Raw genomic sequence first — 20,796 nt, 5'->3', positions numbered from 1 at the left:
GTACTCCAGGTGAACCCAGGGCCAACGTCAACCGCGACGCGAGGAGTTCGGCGGGCGTTCGCAGAGGTGTCACGCCGCCGTGTCCTTCGCACCGCATGGTGATCGGCGTGCGCGTAGCGATCGTTACCGAGAGCTTCCTGCCCCAGGTCAACGGGGTCACCAACTCCGTTCTGAGGGTCCTGGAACACCTGACGGCGCACGGCCACCAGGCGCTGGTCGTGGCGCCCGGCGCCGGCGAGGACCACCACCTCGGCACACCGGTCGTGCGCGTCCCGGCGGTGGACCTGCCGCGGTTCTCCTCGCTGCCCGTCGGCGTGCCCACGCGGAAGGTGCTGACCGCGTTGGCCGACTTCCGGCCGGACGTCGTGCACCTGGCGAGCCCGTTCGTGATGGGCGCACGGGGCCTGTCGGCGGCGCGTCGGTTGGGCATCCCGACGGTCGCGGTCTACCAGACCGACATCGCCGGGTTCGCCGGTCACTACGGGCTCGGCCTCACCGCCCGCGCCGCCTGGCGGTGGACGCGCCGGCTGCACGCCCAGGCCGACCGCACGCTCGCGCCGTCGACGTGGGCGGTCGAAGCGCTCCAGGAGCACGGCGTGCCGCGCGTGCACCGGTGGGGGCGGGGCGTGGACGTCGAGCTGTTCCACCCCTCCCGGCGGGACGACGCGTTGCGCGCGTCGCTCGCGCCGAACGGCGAGTTGCTCGTCGGGTACGTCGGCCGGTTGTCGCCGGAGAAGCGGGTCGACCGGCTGGGTGCTCTCGCCGACCTGCCCGGGGTGCGGCTGGTCGTCGTGGGCGAGGGGCCGGAGGAGGCGCAGCTGCGGCGGGACCTGCCCGGTGCGGCGTTCCTCGGGTTCAAGAGCGGCACGGATTTGGCGACGGCCTACGCGAGCTTGGACGTGTTCGTGCACACGGGGCCGCACGAGACGTTCTGCCAGGCCGTGCAGGAGTCGTTGGCCAGCGGTGTGCCGGTGGTCGCGCCGGACGCGGGCGGGCCGCGTGACCTCGTGCAACCCAACACCGGGTACCTGTTCTCGGACGACGCGCAGCTCAGGCGGGCCGTGGTGGAGCTGGGCGACCCGCTGCGCCGTCGCCAGTTCGGGCAGGCGGCGCGGCGTTGGGTGCGCGGGCGCACGTGGTCGGCGGTGTGCGACGAGTTGCTCGGCCACTACGCGGCCGTGCTGGACGTGCCGGAGCGGCGCGCCGCATGAGGATCGTGCAGCTGGCCAACTTCTACGGCCCGCGTTCGGGTGGCCTGCGCACGGCGCTGCACCACCTCGGCGGCGGTTACGCGGCCAACGGGCATGAGGTCACCCTCGTCGTCCCCGGTCACGCGCACGGGGACGAGCAGCTGTCGCCGGGGGTGCGGCGCATCACGCTGCCCGCGCCGCGCATCCCCGGCACGGGCGGGTACCGGGCGGTGGACCCGTGGCGCGTGCGGGCGTTGCTGGACCACCTCGCGCCCGACCGGCTGGAGGTGTCGGACCGGCTCACGCTGCGCGGGATGGGTCGGTGGGCGGCGGAGCGCGGCGTGCCCAGCGTGGTGATCTCGCACGAGCGGCTGGACCGGCTGCTGGAGCAGTTCCTGCTGCCGCCGGCGCTGGCCCGGCGCGGCGCGGACTGGGCGAACGCGCGGATGGCGGCGTCCTACGACACGGTGGTGTGCACGACGGAGTTCGCGCGGGAGGAGTTCGACCGGATCGGGGCGCGCAACGTGGCCCGCGTGCCGCTGGGCGTGGACCTGAGCACGTTCACGCCGACCCGGCACGACCCGTCGTTGCGGGCGGACCTGGCGCGGGGCGCCGACGCGCTGCTCGTGCACTGCGGGCGGTTGTCACCGGAGAAGCACGTGGAGCGCAGCGTCGACACGGCGGCCGAGCTGCACGCCGCCGGGCACAACGTCCGGCTGGTGATCGCGGGCGACGGGCCACGGCGTGAGGCGTTGGAACGCCGTGCGGCCGGGCTGCCCGTCACGTTCCTGGGCTTCGTCAACCAGCGCACCGACGTGGCCGACCTCCTGGCCACCGCCGACGTCTCGCTGGCTCCCGGCCCGCACGAGACCTTCGGCCTGGCGGCACTGGAGGCCCTGGCCTCCGGCACCCCCGTGGTGGTCTCCGCCTCGTCTGCCCTGCGCGAGATCGTCCGCCCCGGCTGCGGCGCCGCCGTCCCCGACCACGCCCCGGCCTTCGCCGGCGCCGTCACCACCTTGCTGGACCACCCGGAACCGACCCGCCGCTCAGCGGCCCGCGCCCGCGCCGAGCAGTACCCCTGGCACGCCGCCGTCACCGGCATGCTGACCGCCCTCCGCGCCACCTGACCCCGCGAGAATCCAACCCCCAGCCCACGCGTGTCCTACGTTCACGTCACGCGTGTCCTACGTTCAGAACACCCGAATTCAACGCTCAGAACACCGCCCGCCCGTCCTGAGCGTTCAACTCGGGGTGCCTGAACGTAGGACACGCGCGTTCTGGGTGTAGGACACGCGCGAGCTGAGCGTTGGACTCTCGCGGAGGCGGGACGGAGTGCCGGGGGGTGGGGGCGTCACTTAGGCTTCCGGCATGGCGCGTGCAGGTCTGGACAAGAACCCCCGCGAGGTCGCCGAGATGTTCGACGGCGTGGCCAAGGGCTACGACCGGACGAACTCCGTGATGACCCTCGGGTTCGACCGGCGCTGGCGGGAGTGGAGCAGGCGGGTGCTGGACGCCAAGCCCGGCGAGAAGGTGCTCGACCTCGCCGCGGGCACGGCGGTCTCCACGGTCGAGTACGCGGCGTCGGGCGCGTGGTGCGTGGCGGCCGACTTCTCGCTCGGCATGCTCCTCGGCGGCGCGCACCGGCCGGTGCCGAAGGTCGCCGCCGACGCCCTGCGCCTGCCGTTCGCGGACAACTCGTTCGACGCCGTCACGGTCTCCTTCGGCATCCGCAACTTCAACGACACCGAGGCCGCCCTGCGCGAGATGGCCCGCGTGGTCAAGCCCGGCGGACGGCTGGTGGTGTGCGAGGTCTCCACGCCCACCTTCCGCCCGTTCCGCTTCGTCTACATGCGGTACCTGCTGCGGATCCTGCCGGTGATCGCCCGGTTCGTGTCCTCCAACCCGGAGGCGTACTCCTACCTCGCCGAGTCCATGCGCACCTGGCCCGACCAGCGCGCCCTCGGCGAGATCGTGGCCCGCGCGGGCTGGGAGGACGTCGCCTGGATGAACCTCACCGGCGGCATGGTCGCGCTGCACCGCGGCACCAAGCCCGCGTAGCGCCGGCCCTCAAAGCCCCGGAAGCCCCGCCGAAACCCCTCAAGCCCGAAAACTCCTCAGGAACGCGCAAGTAGACTCGCGCCGGACTTTGTGAACACGGGCACAAGGAGCGGGGATGACAACTCCCAGCCGCCGCAAGGCAGGCGAGGACGCCGAGGTGATCGTGGTCGGTGCGGGGCCCGCGGGCTCCACCGCCGCCACCTACCTGGCACGCGCGGGCCTGGACGTGGTGCTGCTGGAGAAGAGCACCTTCCCCCGCGAGAAGGTGTGCGGCGACGGCCTGACCCCGCGCGGCGTCAAGCAGCTGATCGACCTGGGCATCGACACCCGCGAGGAAGCCGGCTGGCTGCACAACCGCGGCCTGCGCGTGGTCGGTGGCGGCGTCACGCTGGAGCTCGACTGGCCCGAGCTGGCCACGTTCCCGCCCTACGGCCTGGTGCGCCCGCGGCAGGACTTCGACGAGATGCTGGCCAACACCGCGGTCGCGGCGGGCGCCCGGATGCACCAGCAGACCACCGTCACGGGCGCGCTGGTGGAGAAGGGCCGCGTGGTCGGCGTCGAGGCCAAGCAGGGCCCGGACAAGACCCCGGTCACCTACCGCGCACCGCTCGTGCTGGCCTGCGACGGCGTCAGCGCCCGCCTCGCCCTCAGCGTCGGCATCCAGAAGGACGACGCCAAGCCGATGGGCGTCGCGGTCCGCCGCTACTACGCCAGCCCCCGCACCAAGGACGACTACCTGGAGTCGCACCTGGAGCTGTGGGACCGCGCCAACGACGTGCTGCTGCCCGGCTACGGCTGGATCTTCGGCATGGGCGACGGAACCGTGAACGTCGGCCTCGGCATCCTGAGCACCTCCAAGGCCTACGGCACCACCGACTACCGCGCGCTGCTCAAGAGCTGGCTGGACGGCACCCCCGAAGAGTGGGGTTTCCGCGAGGAGAACGCCACCGGCAAGATCGGCGGCGCGGCCCTGCCGATGGGCCTGAACCGCAAGCCCCACTACCGCGACGGCCTGCTGCTGGTCGGCGACGCGGGCGGCATGGTCAACCCGTTCAACGGCGAGGGCATCGGTTACGCCATGGAGTCGGCCCGGATCGCGGCCGAGTCCGTCGTGCAGGCCCTGGCCCGCCAGGGCGCGAGCCGGGAACGCGCGCTGCACGGCTACCCGGTGCGCATCGAACAGGCCCTGGGCAGCTACTACCGGCTCGGCAACGTCTTCAGCAAGCTCATCGGCAACCCGACGATCATGCGCACCGCGACCAAGTACGGGCTGCCACGCAAGACCCTGATGAAGCTGGTCCTGAAGCTGCTGGCAGGCCTTTACGACCCCAAGGACGGCGACTCGTTCGACCGCATCATCACCGCCGCCACGAAACTCGCCCCAACGGCCTAACCGCCCTCCGCTGACCGACGCAGCACCGTCCTCCGGGGCGGTGCTGTTTCGTTTCCGGTGTGGTCCCGTTCACGGATGGGTTGCCCGACTGTTGATCTGCACCGAGAAAGTGCAGGTCAGGGCCTATGGTAGGGGTGCCTGTCACGCCTCTGTGTGACGTTCTACACTGACCCTCAGGTCTTGTGAATCAGTTCACAACCGGCTGAGATGCCTTGTGAAGTGTTTCACAAGCGACCTGCGGATTGTTAGGCGCGCCTAACCTCCGGAGGCCGCAAGAACACCCTTTAGGGTGCGCAACGGTCGGCGGTGCACCACCACCGCGACGCGAGGAAAGGACGACGGAGAGTGCTGGACCCTTACCTCCCCCTCGTATTGATGTTCGTCCTCGCCGGGGCCTTCGCGCTGTTCTCGGTGACGGCCGCGCCGTACATCGGTCCCCGTCGATACAACCGCGCGAAGCTCGACGCGTACGAGTGCGGCATCGAGCCGTCCCCGCAGCCCGTGGTGGGCGGTGGCCGCATGCCGGTCGCCTACTACCTGACGGCGATGCTGTTCATCCTGTTCGACATCGAAATGGTGTTCCTCTACCCGTTCGCGGTCTCCGCGGACCGCCTCGGCCTGTTCGGCCTGGTGGAGATCGCACTGTTCGTCGCGACGGTCGGCTTCGCGTACGCCTACGTGTGGCGTCGCGGCGGCCTCGACTGGAACTGAGGGGGAAGATCGAAGTGGGTCTCGAAGAGAAGCTCCCGAACGGCATCCTGCTCGCCAGCGTGGAGAAGCTGGTCAACTGGACCCGCAAGTCCTCGCTGTGGCCCGCCACCTTCGGCTTGGCCTGCTGCGCGATCGAGATGATGACCACCGGCGGCCCGCGCTACGACCTCGCGCGGTTCGGCATGGAGGTCTTCCGCGCCTCGCCGCGCCAGGCGGACCTGATGATCGTCGCGGGCCGGGTGACCAACAAGATGGCGCCGGTGCTGCGGCAGATCTACGACCAGATGCCCGAACCGCGCTGGGTGCTCGCCATGGGCGTGTGCGCCTCCAGCGGTGGCATGTTCAACAACTACGCGGTCGTGCAGGGCGTGGACCACGTCGTGCCGGTCGACATGTACCTGCCGGGCTGCCCGCCGCGGCCGGAGATGCTGATCGACGCGATCCTCAAGATCCACGCGAAGATCATGGACGAGCCGCTGGGTGTGACCCGGGCCGCGGCGCTGGCCGAGTCGGGCCGCACCACGGACCTGATCCCGTCCTCCCAGCGCTTTGCGAAGAAGTGAGCGGGATGGCTGACGAGAACAAAGAGGTCGAGAAGACCCCCGGTGCCGGCACTCCCGACAACGGCGAGGCGCTGAGTTCGGCGAGCATGAACGAGGCCGAGCACGAGGAGTACCTCGCGCGCGGCGGCGTCGTCGCGGGCAAGGCGCGGCAGGGCATGTTCGGCATCTCCGGCACCGGCGACACCTCCGGCTTCGGCGGCCTGCGGCTGCCCGCCCACGTCGCCGCGCCGTCCGAGCGGCCCTACGGCGGCTGGTTCGACGAGGTCGCCGACGAGCTGCTGGCCGCGATCCGCGAGCGCGGCCTGCCCGCCGACACCGTCCAGCAGATCACCGTGGACCGCGGCGAGATCACGTTCTTCCTGCGCCGCGAGCGGCTGGTCGACGTGGCGCGCATCCTGCGCGACGACCCGGCGCTGCGCTTCGAGCTGTGCAGCTCGGTGTCCGGTGTGGACTACGGCCCGGACGCGCCGCAGCGGCTGCACTCGGTCTACCACCTGACGTCGATGACCTATCGCCGGCGCATCCGGCTGGAGGTCGCGGTCGACGTGGACGACGCGCACATCCCCAGCATCGTCTCGGTCTACCCGACCGCGGACTGGCAGGAGCGCGAGGCCTGGGACATGTTCGGCATCGTCTACGACGGCCACCCGGGGCTCACCCGGATCCTCATGCCGGACGACTGGGACGGCCACCCGCAGCGCAAGGACTACCCGCTCGGCGGCATCCCGGTGGAGTACAAGGGCGCGGAGATCCCCCCGCCAGACCAGAGGCGGTCCTACTCATGACCGAGCGTATTTCCGACGTGACCACGGGCACCGACACCAGCGCCCCGGGCCGCGACAGCGACTCCCACGACGCCACCCGGACCACGTCGAACCCCGACGCGTACGCGGGTTCGCGCGAGACGACCGAGGGCACCGTCTACACGGTGACCGGCGGCGACTGGGACGAGGTGCTGGCCGAGGCCGCGGGCGACGAGCGCATCGTCATGAACCTGGGCCCGCAGCACCCCTCCACGCACGGCGTGCTGCGCCTGGTGCTGGAGCTGGAGGGCGAGACGGTCACCCAGGCCCGCAGCGTCATCGGCTACCTGCACACCGGCATCGAGAAGAACGTCGAGTACCGCAACTGGACCCAGGGCGTCACGTTCGTGACGCGCATGGACTACCTGGCCCCGCTGCACAACGAGGCCGCGTACTGCATGGCGGTCGAGAAGCTGCTCGGCGTCACCGTGCCGCAGCGCGCGCAGACGATCCGCGTGCTCCTCATGGAGCTCAACCGGATCAGCTCGCACCTGGTGGCGCTGGCCACCGGCGGCATGGAGCTGGGCGCGCTGACCGGCATGACCGCGGGCTTCCGCGAGCGCGAAGAGGTCCTGCACCTGCTGGAGTTCCTGACCGGTCTGCGGATGAACCACGCGTTCATCCGGCCCGGCGGCCTGGCGCAGGACCTGCCCCAGGGCGCCGAGCAGAAGATCAAGGACTTCATCAAGGTGATGGACTCCCGGCTGCCGGACTACGACAAGCTCCTGTCCGGCCAGCCGATCTGGCGCAACCGGCTCGCGGGCGTCGGCTACCTGCCGGTGGACGCGTGCCTCGCGCTGGGCATCACCGGCCCGATCCTGCGTTCCGCGGGCCTGCCGTGGGACCTGCGCAAGGTCGAGCCCTACAGCGGTTACGAGAACTACGAGTTCGACGTGCCCACGTCGAACGCCGCCGACTCCTACGCCCGCTACCTGCTGCGGCTGGAGGAGATCCACCAGTCGCTCAAGATCGTGCGGCAGGCCGTGGACAACCTCACGCCCGGCCCGGTCATGGTGGAGGACGCCAAGATCGCGTGGCCCGCGCAGCTGACCATCGGCGCGGACGGCATGGGCAACTCCCTGGAGCACGTCCGCAAGATCATGGGCCAGTCCATGGAGTCCCTGATCCACCACTTCAAGCTGGTGACCGAGGGCTTCGCGGTGCCGCCGGGCCAGGTGTACGTGCCGATCGAGTCGCCGCGCGGCGAGCTGGGCTACCACATCGTCTCCGACGGCGGCACCCGGCCGATGCGCGTGCACGTGCGCGAACCCAGCTTCGTGAACCTCCAGTCGATGCCCGCGATGTGCGAGGGCGGCATGGTCGCCGACGTCATCGCGTCGGTGGCCTCTATCGACCCGGTGATGGGTGGTTGTGACCGATGAGCACTTCCGAAGAGGTCTACGAGGCGTCCGCGCTGGACCCCGCCGAGACGCAGCGGCTGGTCGTCGAGAACACGGCCGACACGAGCGTGTTCGACCAGTCGACGGTGGACCGGGCGCAGGCGATCATCGCGCGCTACCCGCAGGCCAGGTCGGCGCTGCTGCCGATGCTGCACCTGGTGCAGTCGGTCGAGGGCTACGTCAGCCAGGCGGGCATCACGTTCTGCGCCGACCAGCTCGACCTGACCAACGCCGAGGTCAGTGCGGTCGCGACGTTCTACACCATGTACAAGCGCCGCCCGTGCGGCGAGCACCTGGTGAGCGTGTGCACGAACACGCTGTGCGCGGCGCTCGGCGGTGACGCGATTTACGCCAAGCTCAAGGACCACCTGGGCGTCGGCCACGAGGAGACCGCGGGCGAGCCGGGCACGCCGGGCTCGATCACGCTGGAGCACGCCGAGTGCCTGGCGGCCTGCGACCTCGGCCCGGTGCTGCAGGTCGACTACGAGTACTTCGACAACCAGACGCCCGACGGCGCGCTGGACCTGGTGAAGTCCCTGCAGGCGGGGGAGAAGCCCCACCCGACGCGGGGCGCGCCGCTGACCGACTTCCGCCAGGCCGAGCTGCAGCTGGCCGGGTTCTTCGAAGGCCGGGACGCGGACCTGGACGGCCCGTCGGCCGCGCCGGAGACGGTGCGCGGGGCCAAGATCGCCGCGGAACGCGGCTGGACCGCGCCGGCCATGCCGGACAACGCGGAGTTCCCGCCGCTGCCGGAGAAGAAGTAGGTAGGGGAGCTGACATGGTCGACACCTTGACTCCCGTCCTCACCAAGCGCTGGCTGTCACCGCGCTCGTGGACGCTGAAGACCTACGAGCAGCTGGAGGGGTACACGGCGCTGCGCAAGGCGCTCAAGGCCCACCCGGACCAGCTGATCCAGCAGTGCAAGGACTCCGGGCTGCGCGGTCGCGGCGGCGCGGGTTTCCCCACGGGCATGAAGTGGGGCTTCATCCCGCAGAACGACGGCAAGCCGCACTACCTCGTCATCAACGCCGACGAGGGCGAGCCGGGCACCTGCAAGGACATCCCGCTGATGATGGCGGACCCGCACTCGCTGATCGAGGGCATCGTCATCACCTCGTACGCGATCCGGGCGAACTTCGCCGCGATCTACGTGCGCGGTGAGGTGCTGCACGTGATCCGCCGGCTGCACGCGGCCGTGCGCGAGGCGTACGAGGCGGGCTACCTGGGCAAGGACATCCTCGGCTCGGGCTTCGACCTCGACGTGGTCGTGCACGCGGGCGCGGGCGCCTACATCTGCGGCGAGGAGACGGCGCTGCTGGACTCGCTGGAGGGCAAGCGCGGCCAGCCCCGGCTCAAGCCGCCGTTCCCGGCGACCGCGGGCCTGTACGCCTCGCCGACCGTGGTGAACAACGTCGAGACGATCGCCAGCGTGCCCTACATCGTCAACGGCGGCGCGGACTGGTTCCGCACCATGGGCCGCGAGCGCTCGCCGGGCCCGAAGATCTTCTCGCTGTCCGGCCACGTCGAGCGGCCCGGCCAGTACGAGGCCCCGATGGGCATCACGCTGCGCGAGCTGCTGGACCTGGCGGGCGGCATGAAGGACGGCATCCCGCTGAAGTTCTGGACGCCGGGCGGCTCGTCCACCCCGCTGTTCACCGCCGACCACCTGGACGTGCCGCTGGACTTCGAGGGCGCGGCCGAGGCCGGTTCGATGCTGGGCACCACCGCGCTGCAGATCTTCAACGAGACGGTGTCCGTGCCGTGGGCGGTCATGAAGTGGACCGAGTTCTACAAGCACGAGTCGTGCGGCAAGTGCACGCCGTGCCGTGAAGGCACCTACTGGCTCGTGCAGATCCTGCAGCGGATGGTGCGCGGCGAGGGCACGGCGTCCGACATCGACACGCTGCTGGACGTCTGCGACAACATCCTGGGCCGCTCGTTCTGCGCCCTCGGTGACGGCGCGGTCAGCCCGATCACCAGCGGCATCAAGTACTTCAAGCACGAGTTCCTGGCTCTGTGCGACCAGAACTCACAGGTCCTGGCTGGAGCTAGCGCATGACGATCGCGCCGGAACAGAAAGCCGAGCTCGTGGTCCCCGAGGGTCACGTGAAGCTCGTCATCGACGGCATGGAGGTCGTCGCGCCCAAGGGCGAGCTGCTGATCCGCACCGCGGAACGGCTGGGCATCGTCGTGCCGCGCTTCTGCGACCACCCGCTGCTGGAGCCCGCGGGCGCCTGCCGGCAGTGCCTGGTCGAGGTGGAGATGGGCGGCCGGCCGATGCCGAAGCCGCAGGCCTCCTGCACCATGACGGTCGCCGACGGCATGGTCGTCAAGACCCAGCTGACCTCGCCGGTGGCGGACAAGGCGCAGCAGGGCGTGATGGAGCTGCTGCTCATCAACCACCCGCTGGACTGCCCGATCTGCGACAAGGGCGGCGAGTGCCCGCTGCAGAACCAGGCCCTGGCGCACGGCCGCGCGGACTCCCGGTTCCACGAGCACAAGCGGACGTTCCCGAAGCCGATCCCGATCTCGACGCAGGTGCTGCTGGACCGCGAGCGGTGCGTGCTGTGCCAGCGTTGCACCCGGTTCTCCGCGCAGATCGCCGGCGACCCGTTCATCGAGCTGCTGGAACGCGGTTCGCAGCAGCAGATCGGCGTGGCGCAGGAGAAGCCGTTCCAGTCGTACTTCTCCGGCAACACCATCCAGATCTGCCCGGTGGGCGCGCTGACCAGCGCCGCGTACCGGTTCCGCGCCCGGCCGTTCGACCTGGTGTCCACGCCCGGCGTGTGCGAGCACTGCTCGTCGGGCTGCGCCACCCGCACCGACTGGCGGCGCGGCAAGGTGCAGCGCCGGCTGGCGGGCGACGACGCGCAGGTCAACGAGGAGTGGACCTGCGACAAGGGCCGCTTCGCGTTCACCTACGCGACCGCCGGTGACCGGATCCGCCGCCCGCTGGTGCGCGACAAGGCCAGTGGCGAGCTGCGCGAGTCGTCCTGGACCGAGGCGCTGCAGTACGCCGCCGAGGGCCTGGCGAAGGCGCGGGACGGCAAGGGCGTCGGCGTGCTGGCCGGTGGCCGGCTCACCGTCGAAGACGCCTACGCGTACTCGAAGTTCGCCCGGATCGCGCTGCGCACCAACGACGTCGACTTCCGCGCCCGCGCCCACTCGGCGGAGGAGCTGGAGTTCCTGACCAGCGCCATCCTCGGCACGAACCCGGACAACGGCGGCGTGACGTACGCGGGCATCGAGTCCGCGCCCGCCGCGCTGCTGGTCGCGTTCGAGCCGGAGGAGGAGTCGCCGATCGTGTTCCTGCGGCTGCGCAAGGCGGCCCGCAAGAACCGGACGAAGGTCTACCACCTGGGCCAGTTCACGACGCCCGCGGTGGAGAAGACGAACGGCGTGCTGCTCGCGTGCGTGCCCGGCCAGGAGCCGTCGGCGCTCAACGCGCTGCCCGAGCACGCGGCCGACGTGGTCGAGGAGCTGGCGAAGCCGGGTTCTGTGATCCTGGTCGGCGAACGCGCCGCCGAGGTGCCGGGCCTGTTCTCCGCGGTCGCCGCGCTGGCCGAGCGGACCGGCGCCAAGGTCGCCTGGATCCCGCGCCGCGCCGGTGAACGGGGTGCGCTGGAGGCCGGTCTGCTGCCGACGTTGCTGCCGGGCGGTCGCCTGGTGAGCGACGACGCGGCACGGGCCGAGGTCGAGCGGGCGTGGGGCCTGGAGGCCGGCGCGCTGCCCGCGCAGGCGGGTCGCGACACCACGGGCATCCTCACCGCCGCCGCGAGCGGTGCGCTGGACGCGCTGGTGGTCGGCGGTGTCGACCCGTTCGACCTGCCGGACCCGGCGCTGGCCGAGCGTGCCCTGGACTTCACCGGTTTCGTGGTCAGCCTGGAGCTGCGGCACAGCGCGGTCACCGCGCACGCCGACGTGGTGCTCCCGGTCGCGCCCGCGGTGGAGAAGGCGGGCAGCTACCTGAACTGGGAGGGTCGCCCGCGGCCCTTCGTCACCACGCTGGAGGGCACCGGCGCGCTGCCGGACGGCCGGGTGCTCGACACGCTGGCCGTGGAGATGGACGCGGACCTGTTCACCCAGACCCCGGCCGCCGCGGCGGCCGACCTGGCCAGGCTGGGTTCGGCGACGGTGTCGGCGTCCGCGCCCACCGTCCCGGCGCCGCTGCTCACGCAGCCGAAGGCAGGCCAGGCCGTGCTGGCGACGTGGCGCAGGCTGTTGGACAACGGCTCGTTGCAGGACGACGAGCCGAACCTGGCGGGCACCGCGCGCCCGGTGGTGGCCAAGCTGTCCGCCGCCACCGCCGCGCACCTGGGTGTCGAACTCGGTGGCGAGATCACCGTCTCCACCGATCGGGGCGAGGTGGTGCTGCCGGTCGAGGCGGCCGACCTGCCCGACGGCGTCGTGTGGCTGCCCGGCAACTCGGGCGCGGTCACCGTGCGGCGCAACCTCGTCGCCGGCCACGGCTCAGTGGTGGCCGTCTCTAGCGGAGGCATGGCATGAGCACCGCAGAACTCCTGGCCGATGATCCGCTCTGGCTGATCATCGTCAAGGTCGTCGCCATCTTCGCGTTCCTGGTGGTCATGACGCTGTTCATGATCAACTGGGAGCGCAAGGTGGTGGCCCGGATGCAGCAGCGCCCGGGTCCGAACCGGGTCGGCCCCGGCGGGTGGCTGCAGTCGCTCGCCGACGGTCTCAAGCTCGCGTTCAAGGAGGACATCCGCCCGGTCCTGGCCGACAAGTGGGTGTTCTTCCTGGCGCCGGTGATCTCCACGATCCCCGCGTTCGTCGCCTTCTCGGTCATCCCGATCGGCGGTGAGGTCTCGATCTTCGGCGAGCGCACCGCGCTGCAGCTGGTCGACCTGCCGGTCGGCGTGCTGGTGGTGCTGGCCTGCTCTTCGCTCGGCGTGTACGGCATCGTGCTGTCGGGCTGGGCGTCCGGCTCGCCCTACCCGCTGCTGGGCGCGCTGCGCTCGGCCGCGCAGGTGATCTCCTACGAGATCGCGATGGGCCTGTCGATCGTCGCGGTCGTCATGCACTCGCACTCGCTGTCCACGTCCGACATCGTCGACGCGCAGACCAGCGGCTGGTACTTCTACCTGCTGCCGGTCAGCTTCCTGATCTACGTCTGCTCGATGGTCGGCGAGACCAACCGCGCGCCGTTCGACCTCCCCGAGGCCGAGTCGGAGCTGGTCGGCGGCTTCCACACCGAGTACAGCTCGCTGAAGTTCGCGCTGTTCTTCCTCGCCGAGTACGTCAACATGGTGACCGTCTCGGCGCTGGCCACCACCCTGTTCCTGGGCGGCTGGCGGTTCCCGTTCGTCGGCGACGACCACCTGCTCAACAGCGGCTGGTTCGGCCTGCTCTGGTTCGTGCTCAAGACGCTGGCCTTCCTGTTCCTGTTCATCTGGCTGCGCGGCACGCTGCCCCGCCTGCGCTACGACCAGTTCATGCGGCTGGGCTGGAAGTTCCTGGTCCCGATCGCGCTGGTCTGGTTCGTCGCGGTGGCGTTCGCCCGCTACCTGCGCCAGGAGTGGGAGACCGCGGGCGGTCTGGACACCAGCACGGCGCTGATCGTGATCGGCGCGTTCCTCGCGGTGGTGCTGCTGATCGCGTTCCTGCTGCCGGACAAGCGGGAACCGCACGACCCCGACGCCGTGCCGGTCACCGGCGGCGGCTTCCCGGTGCCGCCGCTCGACCTGAAGGTGCCCAAGGCGCCGCCGCGCCGCCAGGTGCAGGTGGCCGAGCTGCCCGGCGCCGAGAACCAGACGCAGGAACCGGCAGCGGTACCCGCAGCTTCACACAAGGAGGCCAGCGATGGGCGTGTTTGATCCCGTCAAGGGCTTCGGCGTCACCTTCGGCACGATGTTCAAGAAGGTCGTCACCGAGGAGTACCCCGAGGTCAAGAAGGTCACCGCGCCGCGGTTCCACGGCCGCCACCAGCTCAACCGGCACCCGGACGGGCTGGAGAAGTGCGTGGGCTGCGAGCTGTGCGCGTGGGCCTGCCCGGCGGACGCGATCTTCGTCGAGGGTGGCGACAACACCGAGGACGAGCGCTACTCGCCCGGTGAGCGCTACGGCAAGGACTACCAGATCAACTACCTGCGGTGCATCGGCTGCGGCCTGTGCATCGAGGCGTGCCCGACGCGGTCGCTCACCATGACCAACGAGTACGAGCTGGCCGACGACAACCGGCAGAAGCTGATCTTCACCAAGGAGGACCTGCTCGCGCCGCTGCTCGCCGGCATGGAGCAGCCGCCGCACCCCATGCGGCTCGGCGAGAACGAGCAGGACTACTACGTCAACGGCCCCACGCTCGCGCGCAAGGCCGGTGTGCCGGAAGGCTCGCTCGTCGAGACGGGCCCCGAGGAGGCGTTGAAGTGAGCCTCATGCTCCTGGCGCAGCAGCCCGACGAGGTCCAGCGCGTGGTCGACGCCGTCACCACCGGTGAGGCGGTCGCGTTCTGGATCCTCGGCCCGCTCGCCCTCGCCGGCGCGCTGGGCATGCTGTTCGCGCGCAACGCCGTGCACTCCGCGCTGTGGCTGGTGCTCACCATGCTCAGCCTGGGCGTGCTCTACATGGTCCAGCAGGCGCCGTTCCTCGGCTTCGTGCAGATCATCGTCTACACCGGCGCGATCATGATGCTGTTCCTGTTCGTGCTGATGCTGGTCGGCCGGGACAGCTCCGACTCGGTGGTCGAGGTGCTGCGCGGCCAGCGGCTCGCCGCGGCGGTCATCGGCGTCGGCTTCGCCGGCATCGTGGTCGCCTCGGTCGCCCGCGCGCTGACCGACGTGCAGCCGGTCGGCCTGGCCGCGCAGAACACGCAGAACGGCGGCAACGTCGCCAACCTCGGCGAGGCGCTGTTCACCGACTACCTGTTCCCGTTCGAGCTGACGTCGGCGCTGCTGATCACCGCGGCGGTCGGCGCCATGGTGCTCGCGTTCACCTCGCGCACCGGCCAGGACGCCAAGAAGACCCAGCGCCAGCTGGTCGAGGAGCGCTTCCGCGGCGACCGCCCCGGCTCGCTGCCCGGCCCCGGCGTGTTCGCCACCGCCAACTCGGTGGCCACCCCCGCCTTGCTGCCGGACGGCTCGGTGGCGTCGGAGTCGCTGTCCGAGCTGATCGAGACGACCGCCAAGGAAACTCTCGACGACGACGTCGCGGAGGTGTCCGGCACCGGGCACCAGCCCGACGCGCACGCGCTCAAGGGAGAGTCGTCGTGACCCCTACGTACTACCTGCTGCTGTCCGCGCTGCTGTTCAGCCTCGGCGCGGTCGGCGTTCTGGTGCGGCGCAACGCCATCGTGGTGTTCATGTGCGTCGAGCTGATGCTCAACGCGGTGAACCTCAGCCTGGTCACGTTCGCCCGCATCAACGGCGGGCTGGACGGCCAGGTGATGGCGTTCTTCGTGATGGTCGTCGCGGCGGCCGAGGTCGTGGTCGGTCTGACGATCATCATGGCGATCTTCAAGACCCGTCGCTCGGCCTCGGTCGACGACTCCAACCTGCTGAAGTACTGAGAGGTCGACGGTGACGACTCTGTCCATGCTCGACCCCGCAAGCGGGTCTTCGGGCGTTGCCGCCAGCGGGATCGGCAGTCTCGCCTGGTTGTTGCTAGCCCTGCCGGCCTTCGGCGCGCTCGTGCTGCTCCTGGGTGGCAGGCGCACCGACAAGTGGGGCCACCTGCTGGGCTGCGCCACCGTGATCGCCGCGTTCGCGTACGGGGTCGCGCTGTTCTTCGACACGGTGGCGCTCGCGCCGGACGCGCGCACCACCGAGGTGCACCTGTTCGACTGGATCCCGGTCGGCGCCCTCGACGTGGAGTTCGGGCTGCGCCTCGACCCGCTGTCGCTGACGTTCGTGCTGCTGATCACCGGTGTCGGGTCGCTGATCCACATCTACTCGATCGGCTACATGGCGCACGAGGCCGGGCGGCGGAAGTTCTTCGCCTACCTGAACCTCTTCGTCGCCGCGATGCTGCTGCTGGTGCTCGGCAACGGCTTCGTGACGCTGTACTTCGGCTGGGAGGGCGTGGGTCTCGCGTCCTACCTGCTCATCGGCTGGTACCAGTACAAGCCGGAAGCGGCGTCGGCCGCGAAGAAGGCGTTCCTGATGAACCGGGTCGGTGACCTGGGCCTCGCGATCGCCATCTTCATCATGTTCAAGGAGCTGGGCACCACCCAGTACACCGAGGTGTTCGCCCGCGTCGGCGAGTTCTCGTCGGCCGAGGTGCTGGCCATCACGTTGCTGCTGCTGCTCGGCGCGTGCGGCAAGTCGGGCCAGTTCCCGCTGCAGGCGTGGTTGCCGGACGCGATGGCGGGCCCGACCCCGGTCTCCGCCCTGATCCACGCGGCCACCATGGTCACCGCGGGCGTCTACCTGATCGCCCGGTCGAACCCGATCTACAACCTCAGCGCCGACGGCCGCCTGGTCGTGATGATCATCGGCGGCGTCACGCTGCTGATCGGGTGCATCATCGGCTGCGCCTACGACGACTTCAAGAAGGTGCTGGCCTACTCGACGGTCAGCCAGATCGGCTACATGATCCTGGCGGTCGGCCTCGGCCCGATCGGCTACGCGCTGGGCATCATGCACCTGCTCACGCACGGCTTCTTCAAGGCCGGGCTCTTCCTCGGCGCCGGTTCGGTCATGCACGGCATGAACGACGAGGGCAACATCCGCCGCATGGGCGGGCTGATGAAGAAGATGCCGATCACCTTCGTCACCTGGACCCTCGGCTACCTGGCGCTGATCGGCTTCCCGTTCCTGTCCGGCTACTTCTCCAAGGACGCCATCATCGCGGCGGCGTTCAGCATGGAGGGGTGGCGCGGCTGGGTCTTCGGCGGCGTGGCCGCCCTGGGCGCGGGCCTGACCGCGTTCTACATGACCCGCCTGTTCGTCCTGGTGTTCCTGGGCAAGCCCCGCTACACGGAGCTGAAGTCCGCCGACGGTCGTGAGTACCACCCGCACGAGTCGCCGGTGAGCATGACGCTGCCGATGATCGTGCTGGCGGTCGGCTCGGTCGGCGCCGGCTGGTTCTTCTCCTCCGGCCACAACCTGGCCGGCTGGCTCACCCCGGCGCTGGGCGAGCTGCAGGAGCAGCACGGCGTGCTCGACCACGGTGTGGTCAACATCCTGGTGCTGGCCCTGTCGGCGCTCGGCGCGGCGCTCGGCTTCCTGCTGTTCCTGCGCGGCGAGCAGCCGGTGGAACGGCCGGCGCGGGTGTCGTTCCCGGTCCGCGCCGCGCGTGCCGACCTGTACGGCAACGCGCTCAACGAGGCGCTGTTCGCGCGGCCGGGCACCTGGCTCACCCGCGCGCTGGTGTTCGTGGACAACAAGGGCGTCGACGGCCTGGTCAACGGGTCGGCGGCGCTGCTCGGCGGTAGCTCGGGCCGGCTGCGCAGGCTGCAGACCGGGTTCGTGCGCTCGTACGCGCTCTCCATGCTCCTGGGTGCGGTCTTCGTCCTGGGCGCGCTGCTGATGGTGAGGTTCTCGTGAGCTGGACGCTGATCGCGCTGCTCCTGCTGCCGCTCGCCGGCAGCCTGGTGGTGGCGTTCCTGCGGGGCAACGACCGGGTGGCCAAGACGGTCGCGCTGGCGTTCGCGCTGGCCGAGCTGGTGCTGGCGGTGCTGGCGTGGACGGCGTTCGACCCGGGCGGCGACCGGCTGCAGCTGACCAGCTCGGCCGACTGGATCCCGGCGTTCGGCGTGCACCTGTCGTTCGGCGTGGACGGCATCGCGCTGGTGATGATCGCGCTGATCGCGTTCCTGGTGCCGGTCGTCATCGGCGGCTCGTGGGCGGACAAGCTGCCCGAGGGCCGCAGCGCGGGCGGGTTCTTCGCGCTGCTGCTGGCCATGCAGACCGGCATGGTCGGTGTCTTCGCGGCCACCGACGTGTTCGTGTTCTACGTGTTCTTCGAGGCCGTGCTGGTCCCGATGTACTTCCTGATCGGCCGCTTCGGCGGGCCGAACCGGCAGTACGCGGCGATGAAGTTCTTCCTGTACTCGCTGCTCGGCGGCCTGATCATGCTGGCCTCCGTGATCGGCCTGTACGTGGTCAGCGCGGACAAGATCGGCCAGGGCACGTTCGACTGGGCCACGCTGGTCACGGTGACGCGGGAGCTGCCGCTGTCCACCCAGATCTGGCTGTTCCTCGGCTTCTTCGTGGCGTTCGCCATCAAGGCGCCGCTGGTGCCGCTGCACACGTGGCTGCCCGACGCCGGCGCGGAAGCGCCGGTGGGCGCGGGCGTGCTGCTCGTCGGCATCCTGGACAAGATCGGCACCTTCGGGTTCCTGCGCTACTGCCTGCCGCTGTTCCCGGCGGCCAGCAAGGAACTCGCGCCGCTGGTGCTGGTGCTCGCGGTCGTCGGCATCCTGTACGGCTCGCTGCTCGCCGTCGGCCAGTCCGACATGAAGCGGTTCGTCGCCTACACCTCGATCGCGCACTTCGGCTTCATCGCGCTGGGCATCTTCGCGTTCAGCTCGCAGGCGGGCACGGGCGCGGTGCTGTACATGGTCAACCACGGCATCTCGACCGGCATGCTGTTCCTGGTCGTCGGCATGGTGATGGCCCGCGGCGGCTCGCGCCTGATCGAGGACTACGGCGGCATGGCCAAGCTGACCCCGGTGTTGGGCGGGTTGTTCTTCGTGGCCGGCCTGTCGTCGCTGGCGCTGCCGGGCACCAACTCGTTCGTGAGCGAGTTCCTGGTGCTCATCGGCTCCTACCCGAACGAGCCGGTCTACACGATCCTGGCCGCCATCGGCATGGTCCTGGCCGCGCTGTACGTCCTGTGGCTGTACCAGCGGGTGTTCCAGGGCCCGGTGCGCGGCACGGCGCTGATCGACGCGGTCGGCGGGCCCGGCGCGGCGGTCGACCCGGAGCGCGCGTCGGTGCCGGACCTGAACAAGCGCGAACTGGCCGTGCTCGCGCCGCTGGTGGCACTGATCCTGGTGCTCGGCTTCTACCCGAAGCCGGTGTTGGACGTGATCACCCCGTCCGTCGGGGCGACGCTCAGCGAGGTCGGGGTGGCCGACCCGGTCGCGCAGGAAGGCAAGTGACGTGACGACGTTCCTCTCGCAGAACGTGGAACGGCTGCAAGCCCCGGAGATCGACTACGGGGCCGTCGCACCGTTGCTGATCGTGCTCGGCGCGGCCTGCCTCAGCGTGCTCTTCGAGGCGTTCCTGCCCAAGGTGCAGCGGTGGGCGGCGCAGGTCGTGCTGACCCTGCTCACGCTGGCCGCCGCGGGCGCCGGGCTCGTGGTGTACGCGTCCGGTGACAGCACGCCCGAGCAGGGCAAGCTGACCCTGGCGGGCACCATCGCGGTCGACCGCCCGGTGCTCTTCCTGTGGGGCACGCTGCTGCTGCTCGGCCTGGGCGCCGTGCTGCTCATCGCCGACCGGTCGGTCGAGCCGGGCGGCGCGTTCGTCGCCGACGCCTCGATCCTGCCGGGCCAGGGCTCGCAGGTGTACAAGGGCTCCGGGTCCACGATGGTGCAGACCCGGGCCCAGGCGACCCGGTTCGGCATGCAGACCGAGGTGTTCCCGCTGACGCTGTTCGCGCTCGGCGGCATGATGGTCTTCGTCGCGGCGAACGACCTGCTCACCATGTTCATCGCGCTGGAAGTGCTGTCGCTGCCGCTGTACCTGCTGTGCGGCCTGGCCCGCCGTCGCCGCCTGCTGTCGCAGGAGGCCGCGGTGAAGTACTTCCTGCTCGGCGCGTTCGCGTCGGCGTTCTTCCTGTACGGCGTGGCCCTGCTGTACGGCTACGCGGGCTCGGTGAAGCTGGCCGACATCGCCACCGCCACCACGGCCACCGACCGGTCCGACACGCTGCTGTACGCGGGCTTCGGCCTGCTCGTCGTCGGCCTGCTGTTCAAGGCCTCCGTCGGCCCGTTCCACGCCTGGACCCCGGACGTCTACCAGGGCTCGCCCACGCCGGTGACGGCGTTCATGGCGGCGTGCACGAAGGTCGCCGCGTTCGGCGGCATCCTGCGCGTGCTCTACGGCGCGTTCGAGCGGTCGAGCTGGGAGTGGAACGGCGTGCTGTGGGGCGTGGCCATCGCGTCCATGGTGATCGGCGCGGTCCTCGGCCTCACCCAGACCGACGTGAAGCGGATGATCGCGTACTCGTCGGTGGCGCACGCGGGCTTCCTGCTGATCGGCGCGATCTCGCTGAACGACCAGGGCCTGTCCGGCACGATGTTCTACCTGATGGCCTACGGCTTCACCACGATCGCCGCGTTCGGCATCGTCAGCCTGGTCCGCAACGGTGACGGCGAGGCCACCCACCTGTCCCAGTGGGCGGGTCTGGCCAAGCGGTCTCCGGTGGTGGCGGGCGTGTTCACGTTCCTGCTGCTCGCGTTGGCCGGTCTGCCGCTGACCAGCGGTTTCGTCGGCAAGTTCGTGGTGTTCGCGGCGGCCGTGGAAGCCGGGATGGTGCCGCTGGTGGTGATCGCCCTGGTCGCTTCGGCGGTGGCGGCGTTCTTCTACCTGCGGGTGATCGTGCTGATGTACTTCAGCGAGCCCGCGCCGGACGGCCCGACGGTGAGCGTGCCCGGCGCGTTCACCACGGTGGCCATCACCCTGGGTGCGGCGATCACGCTCGTGCTCGGCGTCTACCCGTCGTTCGCCCTCGATTGGGCGGGTGCCGGCGCGTTCATCTTCTAGTGGTACGTAG

18 protein-coding genes are annotated in these 20,796 nt (G+C 70.3%); all 18 read left to right on the top strand.

Translation table 11 applies throughout. The features are described from left to right. Positions 1 to 107 precede the first annotated feature (107 nt). Positions 108 to 1,211 (top strand): glycosyltransferase family 4 protein, encoded by a 1,104-nt coding sequence (locus tag A6A25_RS02240; protein ID WP_198932552.1) that lies wholly within the window; start codon positions 108 to 110, stop codon positions 1,209 to 1,211. Continuing rightward, the gene (locus A6A25_RS02235) at positions 1,208 to 2,317 is read left to right on the top strand and encodes a glycosyltransferase family 4 protein (RefSeq protein WP_073885995.1); all 1,110 of its coding nucleotides are present in this window, start codon (positions 1,208 to 1,210) and stop codon (positions 2,315 to 2,317) included. Before A6A25_RS02240 ends, A6A25_RS02235 begins: the two co-directional genes overlap by 4 nt. A gap of 241 nt (positions 2,318 to 2,558) precedes the next feature. Further along, the gene (locus tag A6A25_RS02230; protein WP_073885994.1) at positions 2,559 to 3,248 is read left to right on the top strand and encodes a demethylmenaquinone methyltransferase; all 690 of its coding nucleotides are present in this window, start codon (positions 2,559 to 2,561) and stop codon (positions 3,246 to 3,248) included. Positions 3,249 to 3,363: 115 nt separating this feature from the next. Beyond that, on the top strand, positions 3,364 to 4,641 hold the full coding sequence (locus A6A25_RS02225) for a geranylgeranyl reductase family protein (protein ID WP_073885993.1): 1,278 nt from the start codon (positions 3,364 to 3,366) through the stop codon (positions 4,639 to 4,641). 345 nt (positions 4,642 to 4,986) lie between these two features. Beyond that, positions 4,987 to 5,352, top strand: a complete 366-nt coding sequence (locus tag A6A25_RS02220; protein WP_053715312.1) for an NADH-quinone oxidoreductase subunit A — start codon at positions 4,987 to 4,989, stop codon at positions 5,350 to 5,352. Between the two features lie 14 nt (positions 5,353 to 5,366). Beyond that, positions 5,367 to 5,915: a NuoB/complex I 20 kDa subunit family protein gene (locus A6A25_RS02215; protein WP_073885992.1), complete on the top strand. Its 549-nt coding sequence runs from the start codon at positions 5,367 to 5,369 to the stop codon at positions 5,913 to 5,915. Positions 5,916 to 5,920: 5 nt separating this feature from the next. Next, positions 5,921 to 6,700 carry an NADH-quinone oxidoreductase subunit C gene (locus tag A6A25_RS02210; protein WP_083667894.1) on the top strand — a complete coding sequence of 260 codons (780 nt, stop codon included), beginning with the start codon at positions 5,921 to 5,923 and terminating at the stop codon, positions 6,698 to 6,700. Beyond that, complete coding sequence (locus tag A6A25_RS02205) at positions 6,697 to 8,100, top strand: NADH-quinone oxidoreductase subunit D (protein ID WP_073885991.1); 1,404 nt, start codon at positions 6,697 to 6,699, stop codon at positions 8,098 to 8,100. Before A6A25_RS02210 ends, A6A25_RS02205 begins: the two co-directional genes overlap by 4 nt. Beyond that, positions 8,097 to 8,882, top strand: coding sequence for an NADH-quinone oxidoreductase subunit NuoE (gene nuoE / locus A6A25_RS02200; protein ID WP_083667817.1), 786 nt, complete (start codon positions 8,097 to 8,099; stop codon positions 8,880 to 8,882). The genes A6A25_RS02205 and nuoE overlap by 4 nt, the downstream gene beginning before the upstream one ends. A 14-nt stretch (positions 8,883 to 8,896) precedes the next feature. Beyond that, the gene (gene nuoF / locus A6A25_RS02195; RefSeq protein ID WP_073885990.1) at positions 8,897 to 10,177 is read left to right on the top strand and encodes an NADH-quinone oxidoreductase subunit NuoF; all 1,281 of its coding nucleotides are present in this window, start codon (positions 8,897 to 8,899) and stop codon (positions 10,175 to 10,177) included. Then, positions 10,174 to 12,624 carry an NADH-quinone oxidoreductase subunit G gene (locus A6A25_RS02190; protein WP_073885989.1) on the top strand — a complete coding sequence of 817 codons (2,451 nt, stop codon included), beginning with the start codon at positions 10,174 to 10,176 and terminating at the stop codon, positions 12,622 to 12,624. Before nuoF ends, A6A25_RS02190 begins: the two co-directional genes overlap by 4 nt. Next, positions 12,621 to 13,952 carry an NADH-quinone oxidoreductase subunit NuoH gene (gene nuoH, locus A6A25_RS02185; protein ID WP_073885988.1) on the top strand — a complete coding sequence of 444 codons (1,332 nt, stop codon included), beginning with the start codon at positions 12,621 to 12,623 and terminating at the stop codon, positions 13,950 to 13,952. The genes A6A25_RS02190 and nuoH overlap by 4 nt, the downstream gene beginning before the upstream one ends. Continuing rightward, positions 13,939 to 14,505 carry an NADH-quinone oxidoreductase subunit NuoI gene (nuoI, locus tag A6A25_RS02180; RefSeq protein WP_073885987.1) on the top strand — a complete coding sequence of 189 codons (567 nt, stop codon included), beginning with the start codon at positions 13,939 to 13,941 and terminating at the stop codon, positions 14,503 to 14,505. Before nuoH ends, nuoI begins: the two co-directional genes overlap by 14 nt. Positions 14,506 to 14,510: 5 nt before the next feature. Continuing rightward, complete coding sequence (locus tag A6A25_RS02175) at positions 14,511 to 15,344, top strand: NADH-quinone oxidoreductase subunit J (RefSeq protein WP_073886366.1); 834 nt, start codon at positions 14,511 to 14,513, stop codon at positions 15,342 to 15,344. Then, a complete protein-coding gene (gene nuoK / locus A6A25_RS02170; protein ID WP_053715303.1) occupies positions 15,341 to 15,640 on the top strand; it encodes an NADH-quinone oxidoreductase subunit NuoK in 300 nt (99 codons plus the stop codon). Before A6A25_RS02175 ends, nuoK begins: the two co-directional genes overlap by 4 nt. Positions 15,641 to 15,665: 25 nt before the next feature. After that, a complete protein-coding gene (gene nuoL, locus A6A25_RS02165; RefSeq protein ID WP_380732997.1) occupies positions 15,666 to 17,618 on the top strand; it encodes an NADH-quinone oxidoreductase subunit L in 1,953 nt (650 codons plus the stop codon). After that, entirely contained in the window at positions 17,615 to 19,177 is a 1,563-nt protein-coding gene (locus A6A25_RS02160) for an NADH-quinone oxidoreductase subunit M (RefSeq protein WP_073885986.1), read from the top strand. Before nuoL ends, A6A25_RS02160 begins: the two co-directional genes overlap by 4 nt. Before the next feature lies 1 nt (position 19,178). Beyond that, entirely contained in the window at positions 19,179 to 20,786 is a 1,608-nt protein-coding gene (nuoN, locus tag A6A25_RS02155) for an NADH-quinone oxidoreductase subunit NuoN (protein ID WP_073885985.1), read from the top strand. Positions 20,787 to 20,796: the final 10 nt, after the last annotated feature.

Origin of the sequence: Saccharothrix sp. CB00851, assembly GCF_001905065.1 — a bacterium.
GTDB lineage: Bacteria > Actinomycetota > Actinomycetes > Mycobacteriales > Pseudonocardiaceae > Actinosynnema.
This window is presented reverse-complemented; position numbering and strand designations above follow the sequence as displayed.